The 24,640-nt window shown below is 62.9% G+C and carries 22 protein-coding genes; 9 read left to right on the forward strand and 13 right to left on the reverse strand.

Annotated elements, in window-relative coordinates; genetic code table 11:
• The first annotated feature begins 109 nt into the window (after positions 1 to 109).
• The 3 genes from QN219_RS16710 (at position 110) to QN219_RS16720 (ending at position 2,950) form a co-directional block, all read left to right on the forward strand.
• Positions 110 to 526, forward strand: coding sequence for a helix-turn-helix transcriptional regulator (locus tag QN219_RS16710; protein WP_284000854.1), 417 nt, complete (start codon positions 110 to 112; stop codon positions 524 to 526).
• Between the two features lie 288 nt (positions 527 to 814).
• Entirely contained in the window at positions 815 to 2,098 is a 1,284-nt protein-coding gene (gene metK / locus QN219_RS16715; RefSeq protein WP_284000855.1) for a methionine adenosyltransferase, read from the forward strand.
• Between the two features lie 153 nt (positions 2,099 to 2,251).
• A complete protein-coding gene (locus QN219_RS16720) occupies positions 2,252 to 2,950 on the forward strand; it encodes a tRNA (guanosine(46)-N(7))-methyltransferase TrmB (protein WP_284000857.1) in 699 nt (232 codons plus the stop codon).
• A gap of 87 nt (positions 2,951 to 3,037) precedes the next feature.
• On the opposite strand, the gene QN219_RS16725 is transcribed toward QN219_RS16720, so the two are convergent.
• Together QN219_RS16725 and QN219_RS16730 are read right to left on the reverse strand one after the other, a co-directional pair.
• Positions 3,038 to 3,295 (reverse strand): DUF1150 family protein, encoded by a 258-nt coding sequence (locus QN219_RS16725; RefSeq protein WP_136506763.1) that lies wholly within the window; start codon positions 3,293 to 3,295, stop codon positions 3,038 to 3,040.
• 47 nt (positions 3,296 to 3,342) lie between these two features.
• Entirely contained in the window at positions 3,343 to 3,774 is a 432-nt protein-coding gene (locus QN219_RS16730; RefSeq protein ID WP_173511090.1) for an Hsp20 family protein, read from the reverse strand.
• A 258-nt stretch (positions 3,775 to 4,032) separates the two neighbouring features.
• Between QN219_RS16730 and QN219_RS16735 the strand changes: the two genes are divergently transcribed.
• The gene (locus tag QN219_RS16735) at positions 4,033 to 4,977 is read left to right on the forward strand and encodes a nucleoside hydrolase (RefSeq protein WP_284000858.1); all 945 of its coding nucleotides are present in this window, start codon (positions 4,033 to 4,035) and stop codon (positions 4,975 to 4,977) included.
• 93 nt (positions 4,978 to 5,070) lie between these two features.
• On the opposite strand, the gene QN219_RS16740 is transcribed toward QN219_RS16735, so the two are convergent.
• From QN219_RS16740 to QN219_RS16750, 3 genes are all read right to left on the reverse strand, one after another.
• A complete protein-coding gene (locus QN219_RS16740) occupies positions 5,071 to 7,458 on the reverse strand; it encodes a methyl-accepting chemotaxis protein (protein ID WP_284000859.1) in 2,388 nt (795 codons plus the stop codon).
• 301 nt (positions 7,459 to 7,759) lie between these two features.
• On the reverse strand, positions 7,760 to 8,659 hold the full coding sequence (locus tag QN219_RS16745) for a ribokinase (RefSeq protein WP_284000860.1): 900 nt from the start codon (positions 8,657 to 8,659) through the stop codon (positions 7,760 to 7,762).
• Positions 8,660 to 8,710: 51 nt separating this feature from the next.
• Positions 8,711 to 9,901 (reverse strand): DNA recombination protein RmuC, encoded by a 1,191-nt coding sequence (locus tag QN219_RS16750; RefSeq protein WP_284000861.1) that lies wholly within the window; start codon positions 9,899 to 9,901, stop codon positions 8,711 to 8,713.
• Between the two features lie 151 nt (positions 9,902 to 10,052).
• Between QN219_RS16750 and def the strand changes: the two genes are divergently transcribed.
• The 3 genes from def to truA all read left to right on the forward strand — a co-directional run bounded on the left by def (position 10,053) and on the right by truA (position 12,475).
• Positions 10,053 to 10,577 (forward strand): peptide deformylase, encoded by a 525-nt coding sequence (gene def, locus QN219_RS16755; protein ID WP_284000892.1) that lies wholly within the window; start codon positions 10,053 to 10,055, stop codon positions 10,575 to 10,577.
• Between the two features lie 219 nt (positions 10,578 to 10,796).
• A complete protein-coding gene (gene fmt, locus QN219_RS16760) occupies positions 10,797 to 11,732 on the forward strand; it encodes a methionyl-tRNA formyltransferase (RefSeq protein ID WP_284000862.1) in 936 nt (311 codons plus the stop codon).
• Positions 11,732 to 12,475, forward strand: a complete 744-nt coding sequence (gene truA / locus QN219_RS16765) for a tRNA pseudouridine(38-40) synthase TruA (RefSeq protein WP_284000867.1) — start codon at positions 11,732 to 11,734, stop codon at positions 12,473 to 12,475. Before fmt ends, truA begins: the two co-directional genes overlap by 1 nt.
• 36 nt (positions 12,476 to 12,511) lie before the next feature.
• Here the strand turns inward: truA and QN219_RS16770 are convergent, their stop codons facing one another.
• From QN219_RS16770 to QN219_RS16790, 5 genes are all read right to left on the reverse strand, one after another.
• Entirely contained in the window at positions 12,512 to 13,108 is a 597-nt protein-coding gene (locus QN219_RS16770) for a hypothetical protein (RefSeq protein ID WP_284000868.1), read from the reverse strand.
• On the reverse strand, positions 13,095 to 14,288 hold the full coding sequence (gene dapE / locus QN219_RS16775) for a succinyl-diaminopimelate desuccinylase (protein ID WP_284000869.1): 1,194 nt from the start codon (positions 14,286 to 14,288) through the stop codon (positions 13,095 to 13,097). The genes QN219_RS16770 and dapE overlap by 14 nt, the downstream gene beginning before the upstream one ends.
• Positions 14,289 to 14,589: 301 nt before the next feature.
• Entirely contained in the window at positions 14,590 to 17,775 is a 3,186-nt protein-coding gene (locus QN219_RS16780) for a multidrug efflux RND transporter permease subunit (protein WP_284000870.1), read from the reverse strand.
• Between the two features lie 142 nt (positions 17,776 to 17,917).
• Complete coding sequence (locus QN219_RS16785) at positions 17,918 to 19,117, reverse strand: efflux RND transporter periplasmic adaptor subunit (protein ID WP_284000871.1); 1,200 nt, start codon at positions 19,115 to 19,117, stop codon at positions 17,918 to 17,920.
• Between the two features lie 28 nt (positions 19,118 to 19,145).
• Positions 19,146 to 19,973: an alpha/beta hydrolase gene (locus QN219_RS16790; RefSeq protein ID WP_284000893.1), complete on the reverse strand. Its 828-nt coding sequence runs from the start codon at positions 19,971 to 19,973 to the stop codon at positions 19,146 to 19,148.
• A gap of 139 nt (positions 19,974 to 20,112) precedes the next feature.
• On the opposite strand from QN219_RS16790, the gene QN219_RS16795 reads away from it, so the two are divergent.
• Positions 20,113 to 21,024, forward strand: a complete 912-nt coding sequence (locus QN219_RS16795) for a LysR family transcriptional regulator (RefSeq protein WP_173511079.1) — start codon at positions 20,113 to 20,115, stop codon at positions 21,022 to 21,024.
• Between the two features lie 22 nt (positions 21,025 to 21,046).
• Here the strand turns inward: QN219_RS16795 and QN219_RS16800 are convergent, their stop codons facing one another.
• Positions 21,047 to 21,442 (reverse strand): helix-turn-helix domain-containing protein, encoded by a 396-nt coding sequence (locus QN219_RS16800; RefSeq protein WP_284000872.1) that lies wholly within the window; start codon positions 21,440 to 21,442, stop codon positions 21,047 to 21,049.
• Positions 21,443 to 21,531: 89 nt separating this feature from the next.
• Between QN219_RS16800 and QN219_RS16805 the strand changes: the two genes are divergently transcribed.
• Positions 21,532 to 21,849 carry a multidrug efflux SMR transporter gene (locus QN219_RS16805; protein ID WP_284000873.1) on the forward strand — a complete coding sequence of 106 codons (318 nt, stop codon included), beginning with the start codon at positions 21,532 to 21,534 and terminating at the stop codon, positions 21,847 to 21,849.
• A gap of 88 nt (positions 21,850 to 21,937) precedes the next feature.
• On the opposite strand, the gene QN219_RS16810 is transcribed toward QN219_RS16805, so the two are convergent.
• The gene (locus tag QN219_RS16810) at positions 21,938 to 22,597 is read right to left on the reverse strand and encodes a peroxiredoxin (protein WP_269278763.1); all 660 of its coding nucleotides are present in this window, start codon (positions 22,595 to 22,597) and stop codon (positions 21,938 to 21,940) included.
• Positions 22,598 to 22,922: 325 nt separating this feature from the next.
• On the reverse strand, positions 22,923 to 24,640 hold a 1,718-nt coding region (locus QN219_RS16815), incomplete at its 5' end, for a DEAD/DEAH box helicase (RefSeq protein WP_284000875.1).

The raw sequence follows: 24,640 nt of genomic DNA on the forward strand, positions 1-24,640 counted from the left end.
AACCTTCACCTGCGAGTGGAGCTCTTGTTTTGCCGATATGATTGCGACAGGGCGCTCTGTTCGATGCCAGGTTGCAGGTACCCGAAACAGCGTGTTTAGGAACGCGGACATGATTGAAAACAAGAAGAAGCCGAACCCGATCGACATTCATGTCGGTAGCAGGATTCGCCTCCGCCGGACGATGCTGGGTATGAGCCAGGAAAAACTCGGCGAAGCCCTGGGGATTACCTTTCAGCAGATCCAGAAATACGAGAAGGGAACAAACCGCGTCGGCGCCAGCCGGTTGCAGAACATTTCCTCCATTCTCAATGTCCCGGTGTCATTCTTCTTCGAGGATGCTCCGGGCGAGGGCGCCGCCGCATCCGGCATGGCCGAGGCCTCCAGCTCGAACTATGTCGTTGATTTCCTGTCGTCCTCCGAGGGCCTTCAACTCAACCGTGCCTTCGTCAAGATTTCCGACCCGAAGGTGCGTCGGAAACTGGTGGACCTGGTGAAGGCGCTGGCCGCCGAGGCGGAAAGCGAATAGCCAGGGCATTTCACCGACCTAAAGCAAAGCGGCCCGAGTGCCGCTTTTTTTATACGGTCCACCGCTACAGCCAGCGGGTCTCTCATCCGACGCGCAAATCACGCTGCAGCATCTTGAACCTCTGCATGTTTCAACTCTTGAATCAGCTACCGTTTGAGGAAGCATGCAGCGGATGAATTCAGGTTGTAATATCGATATAAAGATATATTTATGTCGTTGTTCGCTTGTTTTTCGACCGCAAAACCACTAACACGTTCGCACCGCTTTTTCATTGAGGGGACTTCCCGCATGCGCGCAAACTACCTGTTCACGAGTGAATCCGTAGCCGAAGGTCATCCGGATAAGGTGTGTGACCGTATTTCCGACGAGATCGTCGATCTGGTCTACCGCGAGGCGGCGAAAACCGGCGTCGATCCTTGGGGTGTGCGCATTGCCTGTGAGACGCTGGCGACGACGAACCGCGTCGTGATCGCCGGCGAAGTCCGCCTGCCGCCGAGCCTGCTGAAGAAGGACAAGAACGGCAACGAGGTCATCAATCCGTCGAAGTTCAAGTCGGCCGCCCGCAAGGCGATCCGCGACATCGGTTATGAGCAGGACGGTTTCCACTGGAAGACGGCGAAGATCGACGTGCTCCTGCACTTCCAGTCCGCTCACATCGCGCAAGGCGTTGACAACGCTTCCGACAAGCAGGGCGAGGAAGGGGCCGGCGACCAGGGCATCATGTTCGGCTATGCCTGCCGTGAGACGTCCGAGTTGATGCCGGCGCCGCTTTATTACTCGCACCGCATCCTGCAGACGCTCGCTGCCGCTCGCAAGAAGGGCGAAGGCGAAGTCGCCAAGCTCGGCCCGGACGCCAAGAGCCAGGTGACCGTGCGCTATGTCGACGGCAAGCCGAGGGAAGTTACCTCGATCGTGCTTTCGACGCAGCATCTCGACGACAGCTGGGATTCCGCCAAGGTCCGCTCCGTTGTCGAGCCGTATATCCGCGAAGCGCTTGCGGATCTGAAGATCTCCGACGATTGCACCTGGTACATCAACCCGACCGGCAAGTTCGTCATCGGCGGACCGGACGGCGACGCGGGCCTCACCGGCCGCAAGATCATCGTCGACACCTATGGCGGCGCAGCGCCGCATGGCGGCGGCGCCTTCTCGGGCAAGGACACGACCAAGGTCGACCGCTCGGCGGCTTACGCCGCGCGCTACTTGGCGAAGAACGTCGTTGCCGCCGGCCTTTCCGACCGCTGCACGATCCAGCTCGCCTACGCCATCGGTGTCGCCCAGCCGCTGTCGATCTATGTCGATCTGCATGGCACCGGCAAGGTCTCGGAAGACCAGGTCGAAAGCGCCATCCGCAAGACGATGGACCTTTCGCCGACGGGCATCCGTCGTCACCTCGACCTCAACAAGCCGATCTACGCCAAGACCGCCGCCTACGGCCATTTCGGCCGCAAGGCCGGCCGCGACGGTTCGTTCTCCTGGGAGAAGCTCGATCTGGTGAAGCCGCTGAAGGAAGCGATCGATCTGGACTCCGCAGCTTTCTCCGAACAGAGAGCGCCGGGCCGCGCTGCATAACGCCGCAGTCGAAGCGGCCTTGGACGAGGTCGCAGGCGTCGAAAAAATATTGCAATGGTCGGGTGCGCTGCTATTCAGGCGTACCACATTGCAGGATCAAGAGCGGATGCTCCGGATTGGAGTGTCCGCTTTGCTCTTTGAAGGAAGATCGTGATGACTGAACCGCGCCGTGCCAGAGCCACGGAGGCATTCTTTGGCCGCCGCAAGGGCAAGCCCTTGCGTGAACGCCAGGCAGCCCATCTCGAGCATCTGCTGCCCTCGCTGCGGCTCGATCTCGCGCAGCCCGCACCGGCTGAACTCACGACGCTCTTCCCGCAGCCGGTGAAGCGCATTCGCCTGGAAATCGGTTTCGGAGGTGGGGAGCATCTCGTTCATCGTGCCGCCGAGGATCCTGCAACCGGATTCATCGGCGTCGAGCCTTTCGTCAACTCGATGGCGAAGCTGCTCGGACAGATCGAAGCGCGAGAGCTCGCGAATGTCCGGCTATATGACGACGACGCAACGCAGGTGCTGGACTGGCTGCCGAACGCTTCCGTCGACCACATCGACCTGCTCTATCCCGATCCCTGGCCGAAGCGGAAGCATTGGAAGCGGCGCTTCGTTTCCAAGGTCAACCTGGATCGCTTCGCCCGCATCCTGAAGCCCGGCGGCCTCTTCTGCTTCGCGTCCGACATCGACACCTATGTCAATTGGACGCTCATCCATTGCCGCGATCACACAGCCTTCGAGTGGACGGCGGAGAAAGCAGCAGACTGGCTCTCGCCTTTCGAAGGTTGGCCGAGCACGCGCTACGAGGCCAAGGCGCGCCGCGAGGGGCGGAGTTCCGCCTATCTCACCTTTCGCCGTGTCTAGGACTTGCTACGTTTCGCCCTCACCCTAACCCCCTCTCGCAGGGAGAGGCCGGATGAGGGGCCAATTCAGGTGATTCGCTTCAGCCGCTCAATGAAGGCTGACGGTGCGAAGATCGTCCTCGGCCGCCTTGAAGAAGGTGCTGGACCGATTGTCGGTCAAAAGGATCGGCGTGCCGTCGGCGCCGAACAAGGCCCACAGGTCGATTCCGGGTCCCATCTCGGGTGCTTCCGGGAAACAACGGGAGACCTCCTCCGAACGCATCTTGCGGATATAGCCGACTTCGCCCTCGCCAAGATGCGCAAGGTCGTTCTTCGACAGCGATGTGTTGATGGCTTTCAGTCCCATGGTGACACTCCGTGGTCGCCGGGTAGGGGAAAATCCCGCCGGTTATCCTACTCTGGGACGGAAATGTTAATTTTCTTTACCATACGGACCGGTTCGGGCCGCACGAGGTCCACCGAGAGGAGACCGTTGCGCAGCTCGGCGCCGAGAACCCTCATGCCGTCGGCGAGAACAAAGGTGCGCTGGAACTGCCGGGCGGCAATGCCGCGATGCAGATAGTCCCGTTCGCCGACGTCGACCTGGCGGCCGCGAATCACCAATTGGTTTTCTTCCGTCGTGACGTCCAGGTCCTCTTCGGAAAAGCCGGCGACCGCGAGCGTTATCCGCAACCGTTCCGGCGCATCGGAAGATGCGTCGCCGCGAATGCGCTCGATGTTATAGGGTGGATATCCGTCGTTGCCCTTGGCGATGCGCTCAAGGGTCTTTTCCATGGTGTCGAAGCCCAGCAGAAGCGGGCTGGTAAAGGGCGTAATCCTGCTCATTTCCCAAGTCCTTGCAGCTCAAGCGACCATCATGCGGACCTGCCAAGCAGCATCCACGCTGCAATATGGTAGCTGTGCGCAACGAGTGCAAGCCGCTTGCCTAGGCTGCGCGCGCAAATCATAGTTCGCTGCGCCAAATCGGAGCGGGAAGGGAAGTGTGAGCGGTTTTCCGTTCGAATCCTGCTTCAATATCGTAGAATCGGCCACGTTCGCGGATTAACGAGATCCGGATCATCGTGAGCCAGGAGGGTGGAGAAAGTGTCGAACGCAAGAAAGATAATCATAGACACCGATCCCGGGCAGGACGACGCAGCCGCCATCATGCTCGCCCTCGGCAGTCCGGAGGAGATCGACCTTCTGGGCATCACCGCTGTCGCCGGCAACGTTCCGCTTTCGCTGACAGCCCGGAACGCGCGCATCGTCTGCGAGCTTTGCAACAGGGCCGATGTGAAGGTGTACGCGGGCGCCGAGCGGCCGGTCGCGCGACCTCTGGTGACGGCCGAGCATGTCCACGGCAAGACCGGGCTCGACGGTCCGGTGTTGGCAGAGCCGACGATGCCGCTGCAGGAGGAGCACGCCGTCGACTTCATCATCGAGACCCTGCTCGCCGAGGACGCAGGCACGGTTACGCTCTGCACGCTCGGCCCCTTGACCAACATCGCGCTTGCCCTGACGAAGGCGCCGGAAATCGCGCCTCGGATACGTGAACTCGTAATGATGGGTGGTGGGTTCTTCGAGGGCGGCAACATCACGCCGGCGGCGGAATTCAACATTTATGTCGATCCGGAGGCTGCCGAGATCGTCTTCCGCTCCGGCATTCCGATCGTGATGATGCCGCTCGACGTGACGCACCGCGTCCTGACCCACAAGGCCCGGGTGCAGAAGATCCGCGAGATCGGCAGTCCCGCGGCGATCGCGATGGCCGAAATGCTGGAGTTCTTCGAGCGCTTCGACATCGAAAAGTATGGCACTGACGGCGGGCCGCTGCATGACCCGACGGTGATCGCCTATCTCCTGCGGCCGGAACTGTTCACCGGGCGCGACTGCAATGTCGAGATCGAGACGAACTCCGCCCTGACGGCCGGCATGACCGTCGTCGACTGGTGGCAGGTGACCGGCCGCGAGCACAATGCCAAGGTGATGCGCCACATCGATGATCAGGGCTTTTTCGATCTCCTGACGGACCGCCTGGCGCGCATCTGACGGGCGACATGATGGCGCAGCCAAGCTCAATCCTTTCCTGCAAATGAAAACGGCGCCTCTCGGGCGCCGTCTTGCTGTTCGTCGTATCGGGGCTCAGAACTCTTCCCAATTGTCCTGGGCGAGCGCGTTGGCGCCGGACGTCTGCGCAATAACGCGCTGTGTCGATGCCGAATAGCCGCTGCGCGGTTGCGCCGGGCGGCTGTCCTTGGCGGCAGCCGAAGCAGAGGCGGGGCGCTCGGCCGCGCGCATTCGTTCGGCTGCACCACGCAGCATCTCGGAAGAAGACGGGGCCGGCGTCTGCTGAGCGACCCGGAAACGGGAAACCAGCGTGCTCAATGCGCCGGCTTCGTCGTTCAACGCCATGCTGGCGGCCGTGGTTTCTTCGACCATCGCGGCGTTCTGCTGGGTCACCTGATCCATCTGGTTGACGGCCGAGTTGATCTCCTTCAGGCCGACCGCCTGTTCCGAGGCGGAACTTGAGATCTGGCGGATCAGGCCGTTGATCTGCACCACCTGCTCGGCGATCTTTTCGAGCGCACTGCCCGCCTTTCCGACGAGATCCACGCCTTCACGGACCTGGCCGGCGGAGGTGTTGATCAGCGTCTTGATCTCCTTCGCAGCATTTGCCGACCGCTGCGCGAGTTCGCGGACCTCCTGGGCGACGACCGCAAATCCCTTGCCGGCGTCGCCGGCGCGGGCAGCCTCGACGCCCGCGTTGAGCGCCAGGAGGTTTGTCTGGAAGGCGATCTCATCGATGACGCCGATGATCCGGCTGACCTCGTGCGAGGATTGCTCGATGCCCTGCATGGCGGCGATCGCCTTCTGCACGACCTCGCCCGACTGCTCGGCATCGCTGCTCGCCACCTCGACCGATTTTGCCGCGACTTTGGCATTCTCGGCGCTGGCGTGCACCTGTGAAGTGAGCTGGTCGAGGGCGGCCGCTGTTTCTTCAAGGCTCGCGGCCTGCTGTTCCGTCCGGTGCGACAGGTCGTTGGCGGCGTTGCTGATCTCGGCGGTGCCGCTGCCGATGTTGACGACCGAGTGATTGACGGTCCGGATCGTCTCCTCGAGGCTCTCCATGGTCGCGTTGAAGTCACGCTTCAACTGCGCATATTCACCGGGGAATTCGTCGGTAATGCGGAAGGCGAGGTCACCGGCGGACAGATGCGACAGACCCTTGCCGAGGCGGGCAACGATGTCGCGCTGAAGGGCGCTGCTCTCGGCGCGCTCGCTTTCCGAGCGGCTGCGCTGCAGTTCCGCCTGCTCGCGCTCGTGGCGGGCTTCCCCTTCGAGACGCCTGGTGTCGGCGAGCTGATGGCGGAAGCCTTCGAGCGCCTTGGCGACGGAACCAGTTTCGTCGGAACGGTCCTGACCAGCGATCGGGTTCGTGTAGTCGCCGTTGCTGAGCGTCTGAACGTCGCTGACGAGACCGGCGAGCGGTTTCTGCACGAAGCCGCGAACGGCGAAATAGAGGCCGATAAGGACGGCACCGAGGACGACGAGGCCGCCGACGATCATCATATAGGTCTGGTCGCGGACCGGCGCGTTGATCGCTGCGCGCGGCACATCGACGAGCACCACCCAGTTGGCGTTCACGTTCGGCAGTTTGAACGGATAGACGACACGGTCGAAGGGTTCGTTTCCGTCATAGGTGAGATTCTTGATCGTGCCTGACGTCGCCGACGACAGGGCATTCTTGACGATATCGGCACCTTCGCCTTCATAGTCCTTCATCAGCAGATCGGGGATCGGCGAAACAAGCCACTTGCCGCTCTGCGACAGCAGATAGACGCGGCCCGAGCCGAAAGGCTTGAGCTTTGCGAGGTCATCGGCGAGCGAGGCAAGTGAAATGTCGACGCCGGCTACGCCGATCAGCTTGCCGTCGGACATTACCGGATAGGCGATCGAACTCATCGTGGTCGGGACGTCGGTTCCTTCCGCAAGGTAGGGCTGCGTAATCGCGCCCTTGCCGCTCTTGGCGGCCAGGCTGTACCACTCGGCGGCGTAGTCCGCTTTGAAGGTCGAGAACTGCGCTTCGCCGTTGCGGTTCTTCGACCAGTAGGGCGTGAAGACGCCTTCCTCGTTGCCGCCGAGTTCCTTGTTGTTGGCAACGTCTTCCTGGCGCCCGTCATAGGCCTTCGCTTCCTCGGCGAACCAGCTGCCGAAGGCAAAGCTGTGCTGCTCGAGATTGGCCTTCAAGAGATTGATTGCACCGACGCGATCGGTCGATTTTCCGGCGTGGCCCCGGCCAAGCACGCCGGACATGGTGCGTGCTGCGGCAGCGAGTTCGCCGACGCTTCCCGCAATGTCGGAAGCGATGGCCCTCGCTTCGGCTTGGGCCCCGTCGAAGACCAGTGTCTCGACGCGATCCTGCGTCTGGGAGATGAGAACGAAATTCGAGGCGAGCAGCACGAGCGCGATCGTACCGCCTGTCACAGCGATCAGTTTGGTCGCCAGTGATTTGGCTTGGAACTTGAACATGAAATCCTCACATACTGAGAGGTCCGCGGGCTTGGTACCCGCGGCGTGACGCATTCCGAATTGTGGGGTGAAACTCCATCATGGAGCGCCAGATGCCAACCGGCACGAAGGAGGCGGTCAAACCTGATCGCGGTCGACCTTCTCACGCATCTGAATAGAGGATCAAATCTTAAGATCCGGCCAACGCCGAGGCTGAATCACCATCGCCAAACGCAAATTCCGCGGTCTGAGTTTAACTGGCGCGACATGGGCTGTCGGGTTTGCGAAGCGGGTGCAAATGGGCCGCAAAAGGGCGCGCGGCTCAGAGGCGAGCCGCAACCTCGATTGCCAGCGGTATTGCCGGTTGCGCGCCAGGCTTGAGGCAGGCGAGCGATCCGGCGACCGCCGCCTGCCGCAGCGCGTCGGCGAAGGCCAGTCCCGCATCGAGCCCTGCGGCAAGATAGCCGCAGAAGGTGTCGCCGGCGCCGACGGTGTCGACCGGTTCGATGGTCAAACCCTTGGCGCGGTGAACGGCCCCGTCGTGAATGGCGATCACGCCTTCGGCGCCAAGCGTCACGATCACGGTCTGCCCGGTCTCCTGGTGAAGTTGTTTCATCGCCGCCTCGCGCGCAGCGGCGTCGATGCCGCTTTTGCCGGCCAGCAACTCGAATTCGGTTTCGTTGGCGATCACGGTGTCGGCCATGCGCCCGAGGCGGGCGGCGTCGGGCGTCAGCGGCGCGATGTTGATGATGGAGCGGATGCCACGGCGTTTGGCCTCCGCAAGCGCCTTCTCTACGGAGGTAGCGGGAATTTCAAGCTGCAGCATCAGCGTGTCACCGGCTGACATGGTTTCGAGCGCCGTCGTTGCGTCGCTATCGCTCACCGTCGCGTTGGCGCTGGCGACGACGACGATGACGTTTTCGCCATCGCCGCCGACAATGATGTGTGCAGTGCCGGTAGGAGCATCGACCGTCTTGATAAGGCTAAGGTCGGCGCCGGCCTCTTTCAGCAGCGCCAGCGCGCCTTCGGCGAAACTGTCCCAGCCGACGGCGCCGGCCATACGCACCGACGCACCGGCGCGGCGGGCGGCTAGCGCCTGGTTCGCGCCCTTGCCGCCGGCGGCGGTCGAGAAGCCGGTTCCGGCGACGGTTTCGCCGGGCTTCGGCAGGCGCGCGGTGGTGGCGATCAGGTCCATGTTGATGGACCCAAGGACAGTGATCATGTGGAGATGCCCCGTCGGATTATTGACTTTCGCGAAGAGTGCCCGACCGCGTCAGTCCTCGTCAACCACCCGCAGCTTCAATTGCCCCATCCGGTTGTCAAGTGGCCGTCCGCCCTGCTCGCTCTTTCCGGGTTCGGCCTCGGCCGCAAGTTCCAGGGCTTCGATCTTGGCGCCGCGCCGGGTCAGCTTGTCTGATGATATGAGGATATCGTCGACATCCTTCTGGGTCATCGCGAAATGGCCCTGAAGCTTGCGCACACGTTCGTCGAGCCGCGAAAGGTCCTCCATCAGGCGCACGACTTCGCCCTGGATCAGGTGCGCCTGCTCGCGCATGCGGGCATCCTTCAAGATCGCCTGGATCACCTGGATCGACAGGAGCAGGAGCGACGGCGAGACGATGACGATGCGCTGGCGATGCGCCTTCTGCACGATCGGCTCGAAGTGCTCGTGGATCTCGGCAAAGATCGATTCGGAGGGAACGAAGAGGAAGGCCGTGTCCTGCGTTTCTCCCGGCAAAAGGTATTTGCCGGCGATATCGCGGATATGCACCTCCATGTCGCGGCGGAAGGCCTGCGCCGCCTGCTGCCGCCGTTCGGCCGTCGCCGCGTCGCGCATGGCGTTCCAGGCTTCGAGCGGAAACTTTGCATCGATGACCAGCGGCGGCTGGCCATTCGGCATGCGGATGGTGCAGTCCGGACGCGCGCCGTTGGAGAGCGTCGCCTGGAAGGCGAAGGCGCCCATCGGCAGCCCGTCGGCAACGATCGCTTCCATGCGCGACTGGCCGAACGCCCCGCGCGTCTGCTTGTTTGCCAGAATGCTCTGCAGCCCGGCCATGTCCTTGGCCAGCGACTGTATGTTGTTCTGGGCGTTGTCGATCACGGCGAGCCGCTCCTGTAGGCGGCGGAGGTTTTCGTGCGTGGCTTTCGTCTGCTCGCTGATCGAAGTGCCGATCCGGTGCGTCATTCCGTCGATGCGCTGGCTGAGGGACTGGTTGAGTTCCGCCTGGCGCGTGCCGAAAACTTCGGTCATGGCGGCGATCCGGCCCTGCAATTCCGTCTGCGCGGCAAGGAGCGTTGCCATTTGCTCGTCTCGCTCGTCGCGGGCCGACCGCGCGCGGCGCGCAAGCATGAGGCTCGCGAGCATCATGAGAACGGCGGCGGCCGTGACGAGATGACCGGCCGTAACGGGCAGGGCGCCGATGAGAAACAGCGGCTGTTCGAAGGAAAGGGCGATGGGCTCCATGGCCGCAGCCTAACAGATTCGCGCCCGAAGACCAGATCAAAACAAGAACAAACATGTCGCAGCTTTCGCAAGCAGCAAGCAGCGGTTTGTGCGATCTTTGCCGGAGGCAATGTTCTTGCGCGCAAGCGGAAAGATCGGCTATGGGATCAGCATGACGATCAAGCCGCTAATCATCCTTCCCGATCCGGTTCTGCGCCAGGTGTCAAAACCGGTGGAGACCGTTGACGATGACATCCGTCGCCTGGCCGACGACATGCTGGAAACCATGTACGATGCGCCGGGCATCGGCCTTGCCGCAATCCAGATCGGCGTACCGAAGCGCCTTTTGGTTCTCGACGTGTCGAAGGAAGACGAGGAGAAGAGCCCGCTCGTTTTCATCAATCCAAAAATCGTCAGGTCCTCCGATGAGCGCTCGGTTTACGAGGAAGGCTGCCTGTCGATCCCGGACTACTACGCGGAGGTGGAGCGCCCGGCCGCAATCACCGTCGAATATCTCGATCGCCAAGGCAAGGAACAGACGGTCGAGGCGGACGGCTTGCTTGCCACCTGCCTGCAGCACGAGATCGATCACCTGAACGGTGTTCTGTTCATCGATCACATCTCCAAGCTCAAACGGGATATGGTGATCCGCAAGTTCACCAAGGCGGCCAAGACACGCGGCGCCAAGGCGATCTGACATCTACTGCATGGTTCCTCAAACCGGAATCGATTTGAGGCCAAAATGCTACGGCGATCCTTGCGCGTCTGATAAGACGCGCGGTGCCGTAGAGCGGGATGAGGAAAACTGTGTGCGGTTTTTCCGTCCGCGTCCCGCTCTCACTACAAGCTGAAGCACCCGCGCGTCGGCGCCAAAATCGCGGGCGCAGCCTGATTTCAAGAGACGGAGTTTGCCGCCTTGCCGCTTCGCATTATCTTCATGGGGACGCCGGAATTCTCGGTGCCCACACTTGTCGCGCTCGCCGAGGCAGGCCATGAGATCGTAGCCGTCTACACGCAGCCGCCGCGTCCCGGCGGTCGGCGCGGACTCGACCTGCAGAAATCGCCTGTTCATCAGGCAGCCGAACTTCTCGGCGTTCCGGTTCTGACCCCGCCGAATTTCAAGGATGCGGCCGATCGTGAGACCTTCCGCAAGTTCAATGCCGACGTCGCCGTCGTTGTCGCCTATGGGCTGCTCCTGCCCGAGGAAATCCTCTCTGGAACGAGGCACGGCTGCTATAACGGACATGCGTCGCTCCTGCCGCGCTGGCGGGGCGCAGCGCCCATCCAGCGCGCGATCATGGCCGGTGACCACGAGACCGGCATGATGGTGATGAAGATGGACAAGGGGCTCGATACCGGTCCGGTCGCGCTCACCAAGGCCGTTGCGATCGGCGAGACGATGACCGCGGGCGAACTGCATGACAAGCTGATGCAGGTCGGAGCGGCCTTGATGAAAGAGGCGATGGCCAAGCTCGAAGCGGGTGACCTGCCGCTGACGCCGCAGCCGGAAGAGGGCGCAGCCTATGCCGCCAAGATCAGCAAGGCCGAGACCCGCATCGATTTCACCAAACCGGCGAGTGAGGTGCACAACCATATTCGCGGCCTTTCACCCTTTCCCGGCGCCTGGTTCGAGCTGACGATCGGCGGGAAACTTGAACGGATAAAGGTGCTGAATTCCGAGAAGACCAAGGGAACCGGCGCGCCGGGCACCGTATTGGACGAGGCGTTGACCATCGCCTGCGGCGACGGCGCGGTCCGGCCGACCCGCTTGCAGAAGGCCGGCGGCAAGCCGCTTGAGGTCGCCGAGTTCCTGCGCGGAACGCCTGTCGCTGCCGGCACGAGGATCGCCTGATGCCGCGCTATCGTCTGACCGTCGAATATGACGGCTCCGATTATGTGGGCTGGCAGCGCCAGGAAAACGGCCCCTCCGTCCAGGGGGCGATCGAGAAAGCGATCCTGTCGCTGACCGGCGAGACGGTCTCCGTCCGCGGCGCGGGACGCACCGATTCCGGCGTTCACGCGATGGGGCAGGTGGCGCATGCCGATCTCACACGCCAATGGAAGACGCACACGCTGCGCAACGCGCTCAATGCCCATCTGACGCTTGCCGGCGAGCGCGTCTCGATTCTCGACGCGCTTGAAGCGCCACCGGAGTTCGACGCCCGCTTCTCGGCGCTTCGCCGCCACTATCTCTATCGCATCATCTCCCGCCGCTCGCCGCTGGCGCTTGAGGCACGGCGTGCCTGGTGGGTGCCGAAGACGCTCGACCATGAGGCGATGCATCAGGCGGCGCAGCGGCTGGTCGGCTATCATGACTTCACCACCTTCCGCTCGGCCCATTGTCAGGCAACGAGCCCGCTGCGCACGCTCGACCGGCTGGACGTGACGCGAACGGGAGATCTCATCGAGATTCGCGCGACGGCCCAGAGTTTTCTGCACAATCAGATTCGCTCCTTCGCCGGCTCGCTGAAGCTGGTCGGCGAGGGCAAGTGGACGCCGGACGATTTGCAGGCTGCGCTCGAAGCGCGCAACCGGAAGGCCTGCGGGCCGGTTGCACCGCCCGACGGCCTCTATTTCATGCAGGTGGATTATTGATCCTCGTCAGGCGCGGTCTTTATGCCTAGCGTTTCGCTAGCCTGGAACAAGACCAAAGAAACGCTGCAGGAACTCGCCGATCATGATCGACGGCAGCAGGAAAAGCGCCGTCAGCGCGGCCGCGAGCAAGGTCTGGTCGCCGGTGACCGTGCGCAGAAGCCGGAAGAGCAAGCCGACGCTTGCGACCAGCAGCAGCAGCCAGATGAGGCTTGTCAGTCCCTCGCTGCCCGGAATCACCAGACGGATCGCCGCCGGTAGCGCCATGGCATAGGAGAGCGGCACCGAGAGCCAATTGGTAGTGACGATCACGGGCACCACGAAAAAGGCAAATCCCAGCGGACGCGACAGGATCACGATCAGGATGATCGGCAGGAGCCAACTGGCAAGATCTATGACAAACAGTTTCAGGATGAAGCCGAAGCCGATCGTCGTGCCGGCCGGCATCGCCGAAAGGTAATAAAGCCGCCAGGACGCCCAGGTCACGGCGATCGCCGGCAGGGACCAGAGGATCGCTGCGAATGAGCGCCATAGACCGCTCTCGCTGATGTCCAGCCAGCGGAACCCCTCGCGGTCACCGCGGATGAGCAGCCACAGCCCTTTGATGTAGGCGAGCACCTCCTCAAGCAGCGGCATGACCGAACCAGCGGGCGAGGAAGGTTTCGTAGATCTCGGTCAGGGTTTCGAGATCGGCGACGGCAACGCGCTCGTCGACCATATGCATCGTCTGCCCGACGAGGCCGAATTCGACGACGGGGCAATAATCCTTGATGAAGCGCGCATCCGAGGTACCGCCGGTGGTCGAGAGCTTCGGCTGGCGCCCCACGACGGCCTCGACCGCGCCGGAAAGCGACTCGATCAAGGCGTTGTTGCGCGTCAGAAAGACGTGGCTCGGACGCTCGTTCCAGACGATGTCGTAACGGACCGGCGCACGGCCCGGCCTGAGCTTGTCGCTCGCCGCGGCACGATCGAGCCGCGCGATGATTTCCGCCATGAGGCTTTCGGCGGTCCATTTGTCGTTGAAGCGAATGTTGAAGCTGGCGCTCGCCTTCGCCGGGATGACGTTGACGGCCGGATTGCCGACATCGATGGTCGTGACCTCGAGGTTCGAGGGCTGGAAGCTCTCGGTGCCGCCGTCGAAAGGGAGGTCCATCAATGCCTCCGTGAGCTGCAGGATGCCGCGCACCGGATTGTCGGCAAGATGCGGATAGGCTGCGTGTCCCTGGACGCCGTGAACGGTGATGCGGCCGGAGAGCGAGCCGCGCCGGCCGATCTTGATCATGTCGCCGAGCGCATCGGGATTGGTCGGCTCGCCAACGAGACAGGCATCCCAGCGCTCGCCTTTCGCCGCCGCCCACTGAAGAAGCTTCACCGTACCGTTGATGGCCGGGCCTTCCTCGTCGCCGGTGATGAGAAACGAGATCGAACCTTTCGGCGCTCCATGCTTCCCGATGTGGCGGGCAACGGCCGCCACGAAGCAGGCAATGCCGCCCTTCATGTCGACGGCGCCGCGCCCATACATTTCGCCGCCGGCAATCGTCGCGGAGAAGGGGGGATGCGTCCAGGCGGCTTCGTCGCCGACCGGCACGACGTCGGTATGGCCGGCGAACATCAAGTGCGGGCCATCGCTTCCCAGCCGGGCGTAGAGATTCTCGATGTCCGGCGTTCCGACTTCGCTTGCTATCACTCGATCGACCCGGAATCCGAGCGGAGTCAGCATCGCCTCCAGCGCGGTCAAGGCGCCGCCTTCGGCGGGGGTGACGGACGGGCAGCGAATAAGCGTGGAAAGATTGGTGATCGGATCGGTGGAGGTCATCTATCGGAATGCCATCTGCGCGGCACGCAGGCCTGTGAGGTCGGAGGCTGCTGGTTTATCCGATCGAGTGCCGGCTGTCACGCGCGATGGCGGCGCTACAGCCCCGCGCTCGGTTCAAGGAACATGCAGTAGGCTCCCAGTGCAATTCCAGGAAAGGTGTGTAGCGGTTTTCCGTCCGGATTGCGCTGTTTCAAAGGGCCAGATCATTTCACTGTTGAAACAATGAAATGACGTAACGTGAGCGGGCCGGACGATTTCTCGTCCGGCCCGCTTGAGGCGCCATCGGGCAGGGGACTCCCGTTCACTCGGCTGGGGCGAGGTGCGGCGCTTCGATGTGTGCTCCCGAGTGCTTCAGCGGCCGCTCGCCGGCGAGCTTGCGGATCAGCACGTAGAAGACCGGCGTCATGAAGATGCCGAAGGCGGTAACGCCGATCATGCCGGCAAAGACGGCGACGCCCATGGCCGAGCGCATTTCCGCACCGGCACCGGTGGAGGTGACGAGCGGCACGACGCCCATGATGAAGGCCATCGAGGTCATCAGGATCGGCCTGAGGCGCAACCGGCTCGCCTCGATCGCCGCGCTCACTGCGCTGCTGCCGGAAAGTTCGAGCTCGCGGGCGAACTCGACGATCAGGATCGCGTTCTTGGCGGAGAGACCGACGAGCACGATCAACCCGATCTGGGTGAAGACGTTGTTGTCTCCGCCCGTCAGCCAGACGCCCGTCAGTGCGGCCATGATGCCCATCGGCACGATCAGCACGATCGCGATCGGCAACGTCAGGCTCTCATACTGGGCCGCCAGCACGAGATAGACGAGCAGCAGCGCCAGCGGGAAGACCAGGATGCCCGAGTTGCCGGCGAGGATCTGCTGGTAGGTCAGATCCGTCCATTCGAAGCCGATGCCGGGCGGCAGCGTCTCGGCGGCGATCCTTTCGATCGCGGCCTGCGCCTGGCCGGAGGAGTAGCCTGGTGCCGGACCGCCGTTGATATCGGCCGAGAGGAAGCCGTTGTACCGGATCGCCCGTTCCGCGCCGACGGTCTGCTCGACCTTCAACAGCGCCGAAAGCGGGATCATTTCGCCCGACTGCGATCGAACCTTCAGCCGGCCGATATCGTCGGCATGGCTGCGGTAGTTCGCGTCGGCCTGGATGCGCACGCTGTAGGTCCGGCCGAAGGCGTTGAAGTCGTTGACATAGAATGACCCCAGATAGATCTGCAGCGTTTCGAATACGTCGGTGACGGACACGCCGAGCTGGCGCGCCTTCACACGATCGAGATCGGCAAAAAGCTGCGGCACGTTGATCTGGTAGCTCGAATAGAGGCCAGCCAGTTCCGGTGCCTGAGCGGCCCTGGCGAGAAAGGCCTTTGCCGCCTCGTCGAGGGTCCGATAGCCAAGCCCGTTCCGGTCTTCGATCTGGAGCTTGAAGCCGCCCGTCGTGCCGAGGCCTTGGACGGGCGGCGGCGGGAACATGGCGATGAAGGCGTCCTGGATCGCACCGAACTCCTGGTTCAGTTGCATGGCGATCGCGCCGCCCGAAAGCTCGGGCGTCTTACGCTCTTCGAAGGGCTTCAGCGCCACGAAGACGATGCCGGAGTTGGACGAGTTGGTAAAACCGTTGATCGAAAGGCCCGGGAAGGCGATGGCGTTCTCGACGCCCGGGTGCTTCAACGCGATGTCGCTCATGCGGCGGATGACGTCTTCCGACCGGTCGAGGGTCGCTGCGTCTGGCAGTTGAGCAAAGCCGATCAGGTACTGCTTGTCCTGCGCCGGCACGAAACCGCCGGGAACGGCCCGGAACAAGACGAAGGTGACGCCGAGAAGTACCACATAGACGCCCATGATCAGCGACTTGCGGGAGAGGATCCCGCCCACGCCGCGGCCGTAGGCCTCGGAGCTGCGGCCGAAGAAGCGGTTGAAGCCGCGGAAGAACCAGCCGAAGAGCTTGTCCATTGCGCGTGTAAGCCAGTCTTTCGGTGCGTGGTGATCACGCAACAACAGCGCCGCCAGTGCCGGTGAAAGCGTCAGTGAGTTGAAGGCGGAGATCACCGTCGAGATCGCGATGGTGAGCGCGAACTGGCGGTAGAACTGTCCCGTCAGCCCGGTGATGAAGGCGAGCGGCACGAAGACGGCGACCAGCACCAGCGCGATCGCGATGATCGGACCGGACACCTCCGACATTGCGCGGTAGGTGGCCTGCACGGGCGACAGTCCCTGCGCGATGTTGCGCTCGACGTTTTCGACGACAACGATCGCGTCGTCGACGACGATGCCGATCGCCAGCACCAGGCCAAAGAGACTGAGCGCGTTGATCGAGAAGCCGAAGACATACATCACTGCAAAGGTGCCGACGATCGACACCGGGACGGCTACGAGCGGAATGATCGAGGCGCGCCAGGTTTGCAGGAAGACGATGACGACGAGGACGACGAGCGCGATCGCTTCGAGCAGCGTATGAATGACGGACTCGATCGAGGCGCGCACGAACTGGGTCGTGTCGTAGACGATCTCGTAATCCACGCCTTCGGGCATGGTCAGCTTCAGCTCGGCCATGGCCTTGTGCACGTTTTCCGAAATCTGGATGGCATTGGAGCCCGGCGCCTGGAAGACGCCCATGCCGACGGCGGCCTTGTTGTCGAGGAGCGACCGGAGCGAGTAGTCCGCAGCGCCCATTTCCACACGTGCGACGTCGCCGAGACGCGTGACCTCGCCACCCTCTCCGGATTTGACGACGATGTCGGCGAAATCCTCCGGCGTCTGCAGACGTCCCTGTGCATTCACGGAGAGCTGCAGGTCGAGTCCGGGAACCGAAGGCGAGGCGCCGATGACGCCGGCGGCCGCCTGCACGTTCTGCTGGCGGATGGCGTTTGCGACATCGCCGGCGGCGAGCCCGCGTTCGGCGGCTTTCTGCGGGTCGATCCAGACGCGCATCGAATAGTCGCCGCCGCCGAAGATCTGCACCTGGCCGACGCCATCGATGCGAGCCAGGCGGTCCTTGACGTTGAGGACGCCGTAGTTGCGCAGATAGTTGATGTCGTATTGACCGTTCGGCGAGAGGAGGTGAACGACCAGTGTCAGGTCCGGCGAGCTCTTGACGGTCGTCACGCCAAGACGGCGCACCTCTTCCGGCAGGCGCGGTTCGGCTTGCGAGACGCGGTTCTGCACGAGCTGCTGGGCCTGGTCAGGATCGGTGCCGAGTTCGAAGGTGACGGTCAGCGTCATCAAACCATCGGCGGTCGCCTGGCTCTGCATATAGAGCATGCCTTCGACGCCGTTGATCTGCTCCTCGAGCGGCGTCGCGACTGTCTCGGCGATCACCGATGGGTTGGCGCCGGGATATTGGGCGCGCACGACGATCTGCGGCGGCACGACCTCCGGATATTCCGAGATCGGCAGACCTGTCATGCCGATCAGGCCCGCGACGAAGATGAGCACTGAGAGAACGCCCGCGAAGACCGGGCGGTCGACGAAAAAGCGTGAGAAGTTCATAACAATCCCCCTTGGGATGACTTCGGGCAAGAACCAGGCATCCGCGGCGAGAATGCTCACCGCGAGCGTGGAAGCATGCACTTTGATGTTCGGTCGGGCGCCGCCGCGCGTCCCCTCGAGAGAGGCGAGGCGGCGCGTTCAACTATCGCTTGGCGATCGAAGCGGTCGCTTCCTCGGCCGGCTGCGGGGCAACGAGGACGCCCGGTCGGACGCGCTGCAGCCCATTGACGACGATGCTCTCGCCCGCCTTCAGCCCGGCTTCGACGATCCGAAGGCCATCGGCGGTCGGTCCGAGTGTTACCTGGCGGTATTCGACCTTGTTGTCGGCGCTGACGACCAGCACGAACTTCTTGTCCTGGTCCGAGCCGATGGCACGGTCGCTGATCACCAGCTTTTCCGCGGGAGCCGGATCGCCGATGCGGATGCGGACGAACTGTCCCGGAATCAGCCTGCTGTCGGCGTTCTTGAGCGCCGCCCGCACGCGGATGGTACCGGTTGCAGCATCGACCTCGTTGTTGATGAGCTGGATGTGGCCACTGATCGGCGTTCCCTCGTCGGCGGCGGTGCCGATCTGCACGGGAATGCTCTCGATCGCGCTGCCGGCCGCCGAAGCGGAGAGCTTGGCGAGAGCCGCCGCGACCACTTCCTCGCTGACGTTGAAGCTCGCATAGATCGGGTCGATCGAGACGAGCGTGGTCAGGACCGGCGAGGCGGAGCCGGCGGCGACCAGGTTGCCGGCCGTCACCTCAAGCCTGCTAACGCGGCCGGAGATCGGTGCGCGAACTTCGGTATATTGCAGGTCCAGCCGGGCGGAACGCAGCGCCGCCTTTGCCGAGCGGACATTCGCCTGAGCCTCGTCGAAGACGCTTAGGCGCTGGTCGACTCCGCTTTGCGGTATCGCGCTCGTAGTGACCAGCTTGCGGCCGCGCTCGAGCTCGGTTTTCGCGAGTGCAACCCGCGCCTCGGCCGCGGCGACCTGAGCCTCTGCACGCTCGACGGCGGCAGCATAAGGTTCTGGGTCGATGGTTACGAGAAGGTTTCCCTTCTCCACCAGTGCGCCTTCACGGAAATGCGATTTGAGAATGGCGCCGCCAACGCGGGGACGCACCTCGACGCGCTCGATCGCTTCGAGCCGTCCGGAAAAGCTCTCCCAGGTCGTGATCCGCCGGGATTCCGCCTTCGCAACCGAAACGGGGACGGCAGGCGCCGCAGCTGTTTCAGTCGCGGCGTCGGCCTTGTACTGATAGGGCACGCCGAAGAACACGGCGGTTCCCCCGGCGATGGACAATAGGATGCTCAGGCCGGCGCCCCAAAGGACCCGGCGGGTAACGGTCGACGTCATGTTTTCTCCTTGCCGGTTGGGAGCCGGCCTAGTTCGTTTTCATCTGCGAGTTTGGCTTCGCCCCTGCATCCTGGAAGAAGCGGGAGAAAATGCCGGATATGGTCTGTTCCTGCGCGGGCCAGTTTTCCTGCGACGAGGTGTTGGCAGGCAGCCAGGTGGCGCTCCCCGGCAGGACGTGCATTTTTACCGGGACCCCGGCCTGGCGAAGGCGCTCCGCATAGGCCTCCGTTTCGTCATGCATCGGACATTGCTCGCTGGTGATGACGAGGGCCGGAACAAGCCCCTGCAATCGCGTGCAATACCCGGGGGCCGCGTAGGGGTGGGTCAGCCCGCTGCGTTCACCGAGATAGCGTTGCCAGCCTTCGGCGATGGACTGCACCGAACTCTGCGGACAGAATTTGCGGAACGACGCCGTCGCCATGCAGGGATCGAGCAGGGGCGACAGCAGGATCTGCCCCTTGAGGTCCGAGAGAAACTGGTCGCGTGCCATCAGGGCCAGGCCGGCTGCGAGATTTCCGCCCGCTTCCTCCCCGGCAACGAACAGCATGGACTTCTTGTGCGCGAACTGCGGACAGCGGCTACGCATCGACGACAGCATGGCGTATGAAGCCTCGAGCGCCGCCGGGAACGGGCTGAGGCACGCCGAAGGATATTCCGGCGAAATGACCACGGCCCCAGCGGCAGCAAGCGCGCTCGCAACTTTCTCGCCGGCCGCGACCGATTCCCCGACGAAGGAACCGCCGTGAAAATGAAGCACCACCGGAGGCGGAACGAGCAACGACGCGCCTCGGTAGACGCGCGCGCGGCACGCCCCGTGGGCCGTCTGCATCGTCTCTTCCGTAAAATGCGTGTTCATCTCTCTTGTCTCTGCCATAGGACAATCCCTAGATGAGGGACAGCCCGCGATGTTTGCAGCATAACATTGTCTTTTGTCTGGAATAGTCGGCGGGTTCTGATTACACTATTCGGTATTTCGAACAATTCGGTTATTGAAAATGGACCAGCTCACGGCCATGCGCGCCTTTCTTCGAGTGGTGGAGACCGGCAATTTTACCCGGGCATCCGTATCGCTCAATATGCCGAAGGCGACGGTGACCAACCTCATCCAGGGGTTGGAAGCGCACCTAAGCACCAAATTGCTCAACCGCACGACGCGGCGCGTTCTGGTGACGCCCGACGGCGCACTCTATTACGAACGAGCGGCCCGCCTTGTTTCCGATCTCGACGAACTCGACGGCAGCCTGTCGAGCGCGCAGAGCCTGCCGAAGGGGCGGTTGCGGGTCGAAATGGCGAGTGCGATCGCCAACCTCGTTATCCTTCCCGCGCTGCCCGAGTTCCACAAGAAATATCCCGACATCCAGATCGATCTCGGCGTTTCGGATCGGACGATCGACTATGTCGCCGAAAACGTCGATTGTGCGATCCGCGTGGGCACGCTGACCGACCAGTCGCTGATCGCCCGGCGCATTACGGAAATGAGCTTCATCGCCTGCGCGTCACCGGCCTATCTCGATCGCCACTCGACGCCGCAGCATCCGGCCGACCTCGAGAGGAATTGCTATGTCGTCGGTTATTTCCGGCCGCAGACCGGGCAGCCGATGCCGATTCATTTCAAGCGAGGAAATGAGGAGATCGAGGTCAAAGGCCGTTACGCTGTCGCGGCAAACGAAGCGACGACCTATCTTGCCGCCGCGCGGGCAGGTCTCGGAGTCGTCCAGGCACCACGCTTCATGGTGCGCGACGATCTGCAATCCGGTGCGATGAGGCCGGTGCTCGCTGATTGGCAGATCGAACCGGCGCCGATCTATCTCGTATATCCACCCAACCGGCATTTGAGCAGCCGGCTGCGGGTTTTCGCCGATTGGGCGGTGAAGGTGATCGCACAGTCGCAGATGGATGGCGAGTAGACCGAACGAAGCTTGACGCAGCTCAATCGCGGCGTCCCGCGTCATAGCGCTCGCGCGCTGCATCGAGTTCCCCGAAATGGGTTTCGGCCCAGCGGTCAAGAACCACAAGCGTATCGCTCAGCGACCGCCCGACCGCGCTCAGGCGGTATTCGACGTGCGGCGGCACGGTCTGTTTGTCGTCGCGGATCACGAGCCCGTTGCGCTCCAGTTCTTTGAGCGTCTGCGTCAGCATCTTCTGCGACACATCCCCGAGCTTGCGCATCAGCGCGGCATTGCGCATCGGCCCCTCATCCAGGGCGGAGATGATCAGCATCGCCCATTTGCTGGCGACAAGCTCCAGCGCGTGGCGCGATGAGCAGGTCGGGTCGAAGACGCTCGGCGTCGAGGCCGCGGATTTCTCTGCCGGTTCGGAAGACATTCTGATAGTTACCAAAAGGTGCGTAATTGCCCTTAGGTGCCTACCCTACCAGATTGGGTCCAGAGTTGAAAATCTGGATGGAGATAGCAATGGCATGGATCACCCTGCTGGCGGCGAGCGCCGTCGAAATCGCCATGGGCCTTGCGCTGAAATATGCCGAAGGCTGGACGCGGCTCGTTCCAAGCATCATCGGTGTCGCGGCGGCACTCGGCAGCGTCTACCTCCTGACGATCGCGATGCGGGAGCTGCCGGCCGGCACCGCCTATGCCGCCTGGACCGGCATCGGATCCGTGGGCATCACCGTGCTCGGCATCGTGCTTTTCGGTGACCCGGTGTCCTGGCTTCGCCTCGTCTGCATCGCGATGATCATCGTTGCCGTGGCAGGGCTGCGGTTTCTGGAGGCCTGAGCCCGGCCGGCCTTCGAAAAGCCGACGGCCCATGAACGCCGAGTAGGCGCTTCATGGGCCGCATATTCGGACGCCTGAGCCGCTGACGTTATGCGGTCGGCTGTTTCGTCTTCCGGAGATAGGGCAGGACCGTATCGAAAGAGCCGAAGCGCTGGATCGCGTCCTCGTTGGACACCGCCGCGGTGATGATGACGTCCTCGCCCTGCTGCCAGTTCGCCGGTGTCGCCACCTGGTGCTTGGCGGTCAACTGGATCGAATCGATGGCGCGCAGGATCTCGTTGAAGTTGCGGCCGGTCGTCATCGGGTAGGTGAGTATCAGCTTGATCTTCTTGTCCGGGCCGATGACATAGACCGAACGAACGGTGGCATTGTCGGCCGGTGTGCGGCCCTCCGCCGTATCACCGGCGTCGGCCGGCAACATGTCGTAGAGCTTGGCCACCTTGAGGTCCCGGTCGCCGATCAGCGGATACTCGACGTCGAAGCCGGTTGCGACCTTGATGTCGTTCTTCCATTTGCTGTGGCTTTCGACGGGATCGACGGAGATGCCGATGATCTTGACGCCGCGCTTGCGGAATTCGTTTTCAATTCCGGCCATGGCGCCAAGTTCCGTGGTGCACACGGGCGTGAAATTCTTCGGATGGGAGAAGAGGACGGCCCAGCCGTCGCCGATCCATTCATGAAAATTGATTGTGCCTTGGGTGGTCTCAGCGGTGAAGTCGGGGGCTGTCTGGTTGATACGGAGGCTCATGGTCTGCTCCTTTGCGGCTGTGCGTTTGTTTTTCGCAGAATAGCGCAATCGTGGCGCTTTTCGAGGAGGAAACGTGCGAGATCGACCCGCAAAGAGAATGTCAGCGGCGTGGTATGCATGTTTTGGAGAAAAACATCTCTGCGACACACGCAGCGCTGGTATTCATCGAACCATGTTCGAAGAGACGCAGGTATTTTCGCGCTGCGCAAGGCGCTCGCCATGGGGCTCCGCGGTCTCCCGGCCGGCGTTTCGCGCGCCGCGTTCCCGCCGTGGCAAGAATGCGACGCGCATCAACGAAGGTGTCAGGCCGACTATCTAGTGCTGCCTAGTGCTGCCGGTTCTTGGCGTTGGCGCGTTTCGCCTTGGGCTTGAACCCGCCCGCGTCCTTTTGCGCTTCGGGCTTGCCCTTCTTGCTCCGGGGCTTTTCGTCCCGTTTTTCAAGACGCGCATCCTGGCTAAAAGGCTGCTTCTTTTCGAACTTACGCTTCGGCTTGAAATCCTCGCGTGCAGCGTCGGGCGACTGCTTCTTCGCGAAGGCGGTTTTCTCTTGTCGCTGCTGGGAGAGATCCGGGGTGCCCGGGAGCGCCTTGACGCGAATGCCCTTTTCCAGTGTGCGGTTCGGGCCGATCGCCGAAAGGAAGCGTTCGGCGCCTTCGGCCGTCAACTCGACATAGGTGTCCTCCGGCTGCATCCGGATCGCGCCGATGTCGCGCTTCGAAAGTTTGCCGTGACGGCAGAGCATCGGGATCAGCCACCGCGGCTCGGCGTTCTGCTTGCGGCCGACAGAGAGCGAAAACCACCTGCCGTCGGTGAAGTCGGCGCGCGGTGCGTCGAAATCGTCGCGCGACATCACGGCCGCATCGCGCGGACTCTTCCTGCGGTCGTCGCCGAACGAGACATTGGCGAGGTCTTCCGGCGCGGAGCGGCCGGAGCGGAATTGCCGCACAAAGGCCGCCGCCAGCTTCTCTGCACCGTGGCGGTCGATCAGGGCGCGCACGATTGCCTGCTCGTCGTCGCGGAGCGGTTCGTCGAATGCCGGATCGGCGACGATGCGCTCATCGTCGCGGCTCGTAACCTCGTCCGCCGACGGTGGTTTCGCCCAGGTCGCGGTGATGCGCGCATTTTCCAGAAGCCTTTCGGCCTTGCGGCGCGCATTGACGGGGACGATCAGCGCGCTAACGCCCTTCTGGCCCGCACGCCCCGTGCGTCCGCTTCGATGCAGCAAGGTGTCGGGATTGGTCGGCAGATCGGCGTGGATTACCAGTTCCAGGCCCGGCAGGTCGATGCCGCGTGCCGCAACGTCGGTCGCGATGCAGACACGGGCGCGGCCGTCGCGCATGGCCTGCAGCGCGTGGGTACGTTCGTTCTGGCTGAGTTCGCCGGAGAGCGCCACCACCGAGAAGCCGCGATTGTTGAAGCGGGCCGTCAGGTGATTGACCGCGGCACGGGTTGAACAGAAGACGATGGCATTCCGCGCCTCGTAATAGCGAAGCACGTTGATGATCGCGTTTTCCCGGTCGCCCGGGGCGACGACCAGCGAACGATATTCGATATCGCCATGCTGTTTCTGTTCGGATGCGGTGCTGATGCGGACGGCATCGCGCTGATAGTTCTTGGCAAGCGTCGCAATCGAGCGCGGGACGGTCGCCGAGAACATCAGCGTGCGGCGGTCGGCCGGCGCCGTTTCGAGAATGAATTCCAGATCCTCGCGGAAGCCGAGGTCCAGCATTTCGTCTGCCTCGTCCAGGACCACGGCGCGTAGCGCCGATATGTCGAGCGAATCCCGGCGGATATGGTCGCAGAGCCGCCCCGGAGTGCCGACGACGATGTGGGCGCCGCGTTCGAGCGAACGCTTTTCGTTGCGCATATCCATGCCGCCGACGCAGGAGGCGATGGTGGCGCCTGCCACTTCATAGAGCCATTCGAGTTCGCGCTTGACCTGCAGCGCCAGTTCGCGCGTGGGGGCGATGACGAGGGCAAGCGGAGCGCCCGCTGCGCTAAAACGCTTCGTATCCTCCAGCAGCGTCGGGGCCAGCGCCAGTC

It is taken from the genome of Sinorhizobium sp. 8-89 (genome assembly GCF_030124325.1).
Lineage (GTDB): Bacteria > Pseudomonadota > Alphaproteobacteria > Rhizobiales > Rhizobiaceae > Sinorhizobium.

Coding starts and splice junctions, on each gene's coding strand:
- QN219_RS16710 (WP_284000854.1), top strand. CDS start 110: ATGATTGAAAACAAGAAGAAGCCGAACCCGATCGACATTCATGTCGGT.
- metK (WP_284000855.1), top strand. CDS start 815: ATGCGCGCAAACTACCTGTTCACGAGTGAATCCGTAGCCGAAGGTCAT.
- QN219_RS16720 (WP_284000857.1), top strand. CDS start 2,252: ATGACTGAACCGCGCCGTGCCAGAGCCACGGAGGCATTCTTTGGCCGC.
- QN219_RS16725 (WP_136506763.1), bottom strand. CDS start 3,295: ATGGGACTGAAAGCCATCAACACATCGCTGTCGAAGAACGACCTTGCG.
- QN219_RS16730 (WP_173511090.1), bottom strand. CDS start 3,774: ATGAGCAGGATTACGCCCTTTACCAGCCCGCTTCTGCTGGGCTTCGAC.
- QN219_RS16740 (WP_284000859.1), bottom strand. CDS start 7,458: ATGTTCAAGTTCCAAGCCAAATCACTGGCGACCAAACTGATCGCTGTG.
- QN219_RS16745 (WP_284000860.1), bottom strand. CDS start 8,659: ATGATCACTGTCCTTGGGTCCATCAACATGGACCTGATCGCCACCACC.
- QN219_RS16750 (WP_284000861.1), bottom strand. CDS start 9,901: ATGGAGCCCATCGCCCTTTCCTTCGAACAGCCGCTGTTTCTCATCGGC.
- def (WP_284000892.1), top strand. CDS start 10,053: ATGACGATCAAGCCGCTAATCATCCTTCCCGATCCGGTTCTGCGCCAG.
- truA (WP_284000867.1), top strand. CDS start 11,732: ATGCCGCGCTATCGTCTGACCGTCGAATATGACGGCTCCGATTATGTG.
- QN219_RS16770 (WP_284000868.1), bottom strand. CDS start 13,108: ATGCCGCTGCTTGAGGAGGTGCTCGCCTACATCAAAGGGCTGTGGCTG.
- dapE (WP_284000869.1), bottom strand. CDS start 14,288: ATGACCTCCACCGATCCGATCACCAATCTTTCCACGCTTATTCGCTGC.
- QN219_RS16780 (WP_284000870.1), bottom strand. CDS start 17,775: ATGAACTTCTCACGCTTTTTCGTCGACCGCCCGGTCTTCGCGGGCGTT.
- QN219_RS16785 (WP_284000871.1), bottom strand. CDS start 19,117: ATGACGTCGACCGTTACCCGCCGGGTCCTTTGGGGCGCCGGCCTGAGC.
- QN219_RS16790 (WP_284000893.1), bottom strand. CDS start 19,973: ATGAACACGCATTTTACGGAAGAGACGATGCAGACGGCCCACGGGGCG.
- QN219_RS16795 (WP_173511079.1), top strand. CDS start 20,113: ATGGACCAGCTCACGGCCATGCGCGCCTTTCTTCGAGTGGTGGAGACC.
- QN219_RS16800 (WP_284000872.1), bottom strand. CDS start 21,442: ATGTCTTCCGAACCGGCAGAGAAATCCGCGGCCTCGACGCCGAGCGTC.
- QN219_RS16805 (WP_284000873.1), top strand. CDS start 21,532: ATGGCATGGATCACCCTGCTGGCGGCGAGCGCCGTCGAAATCGCCATG.
- QN219_RS16810 (WP_269278763.1), bottom strand. CDS start 22,597: ATGAGCCTCCGTATCAACCAGACAGCCCCCGACTTCACCGCTGAGACC.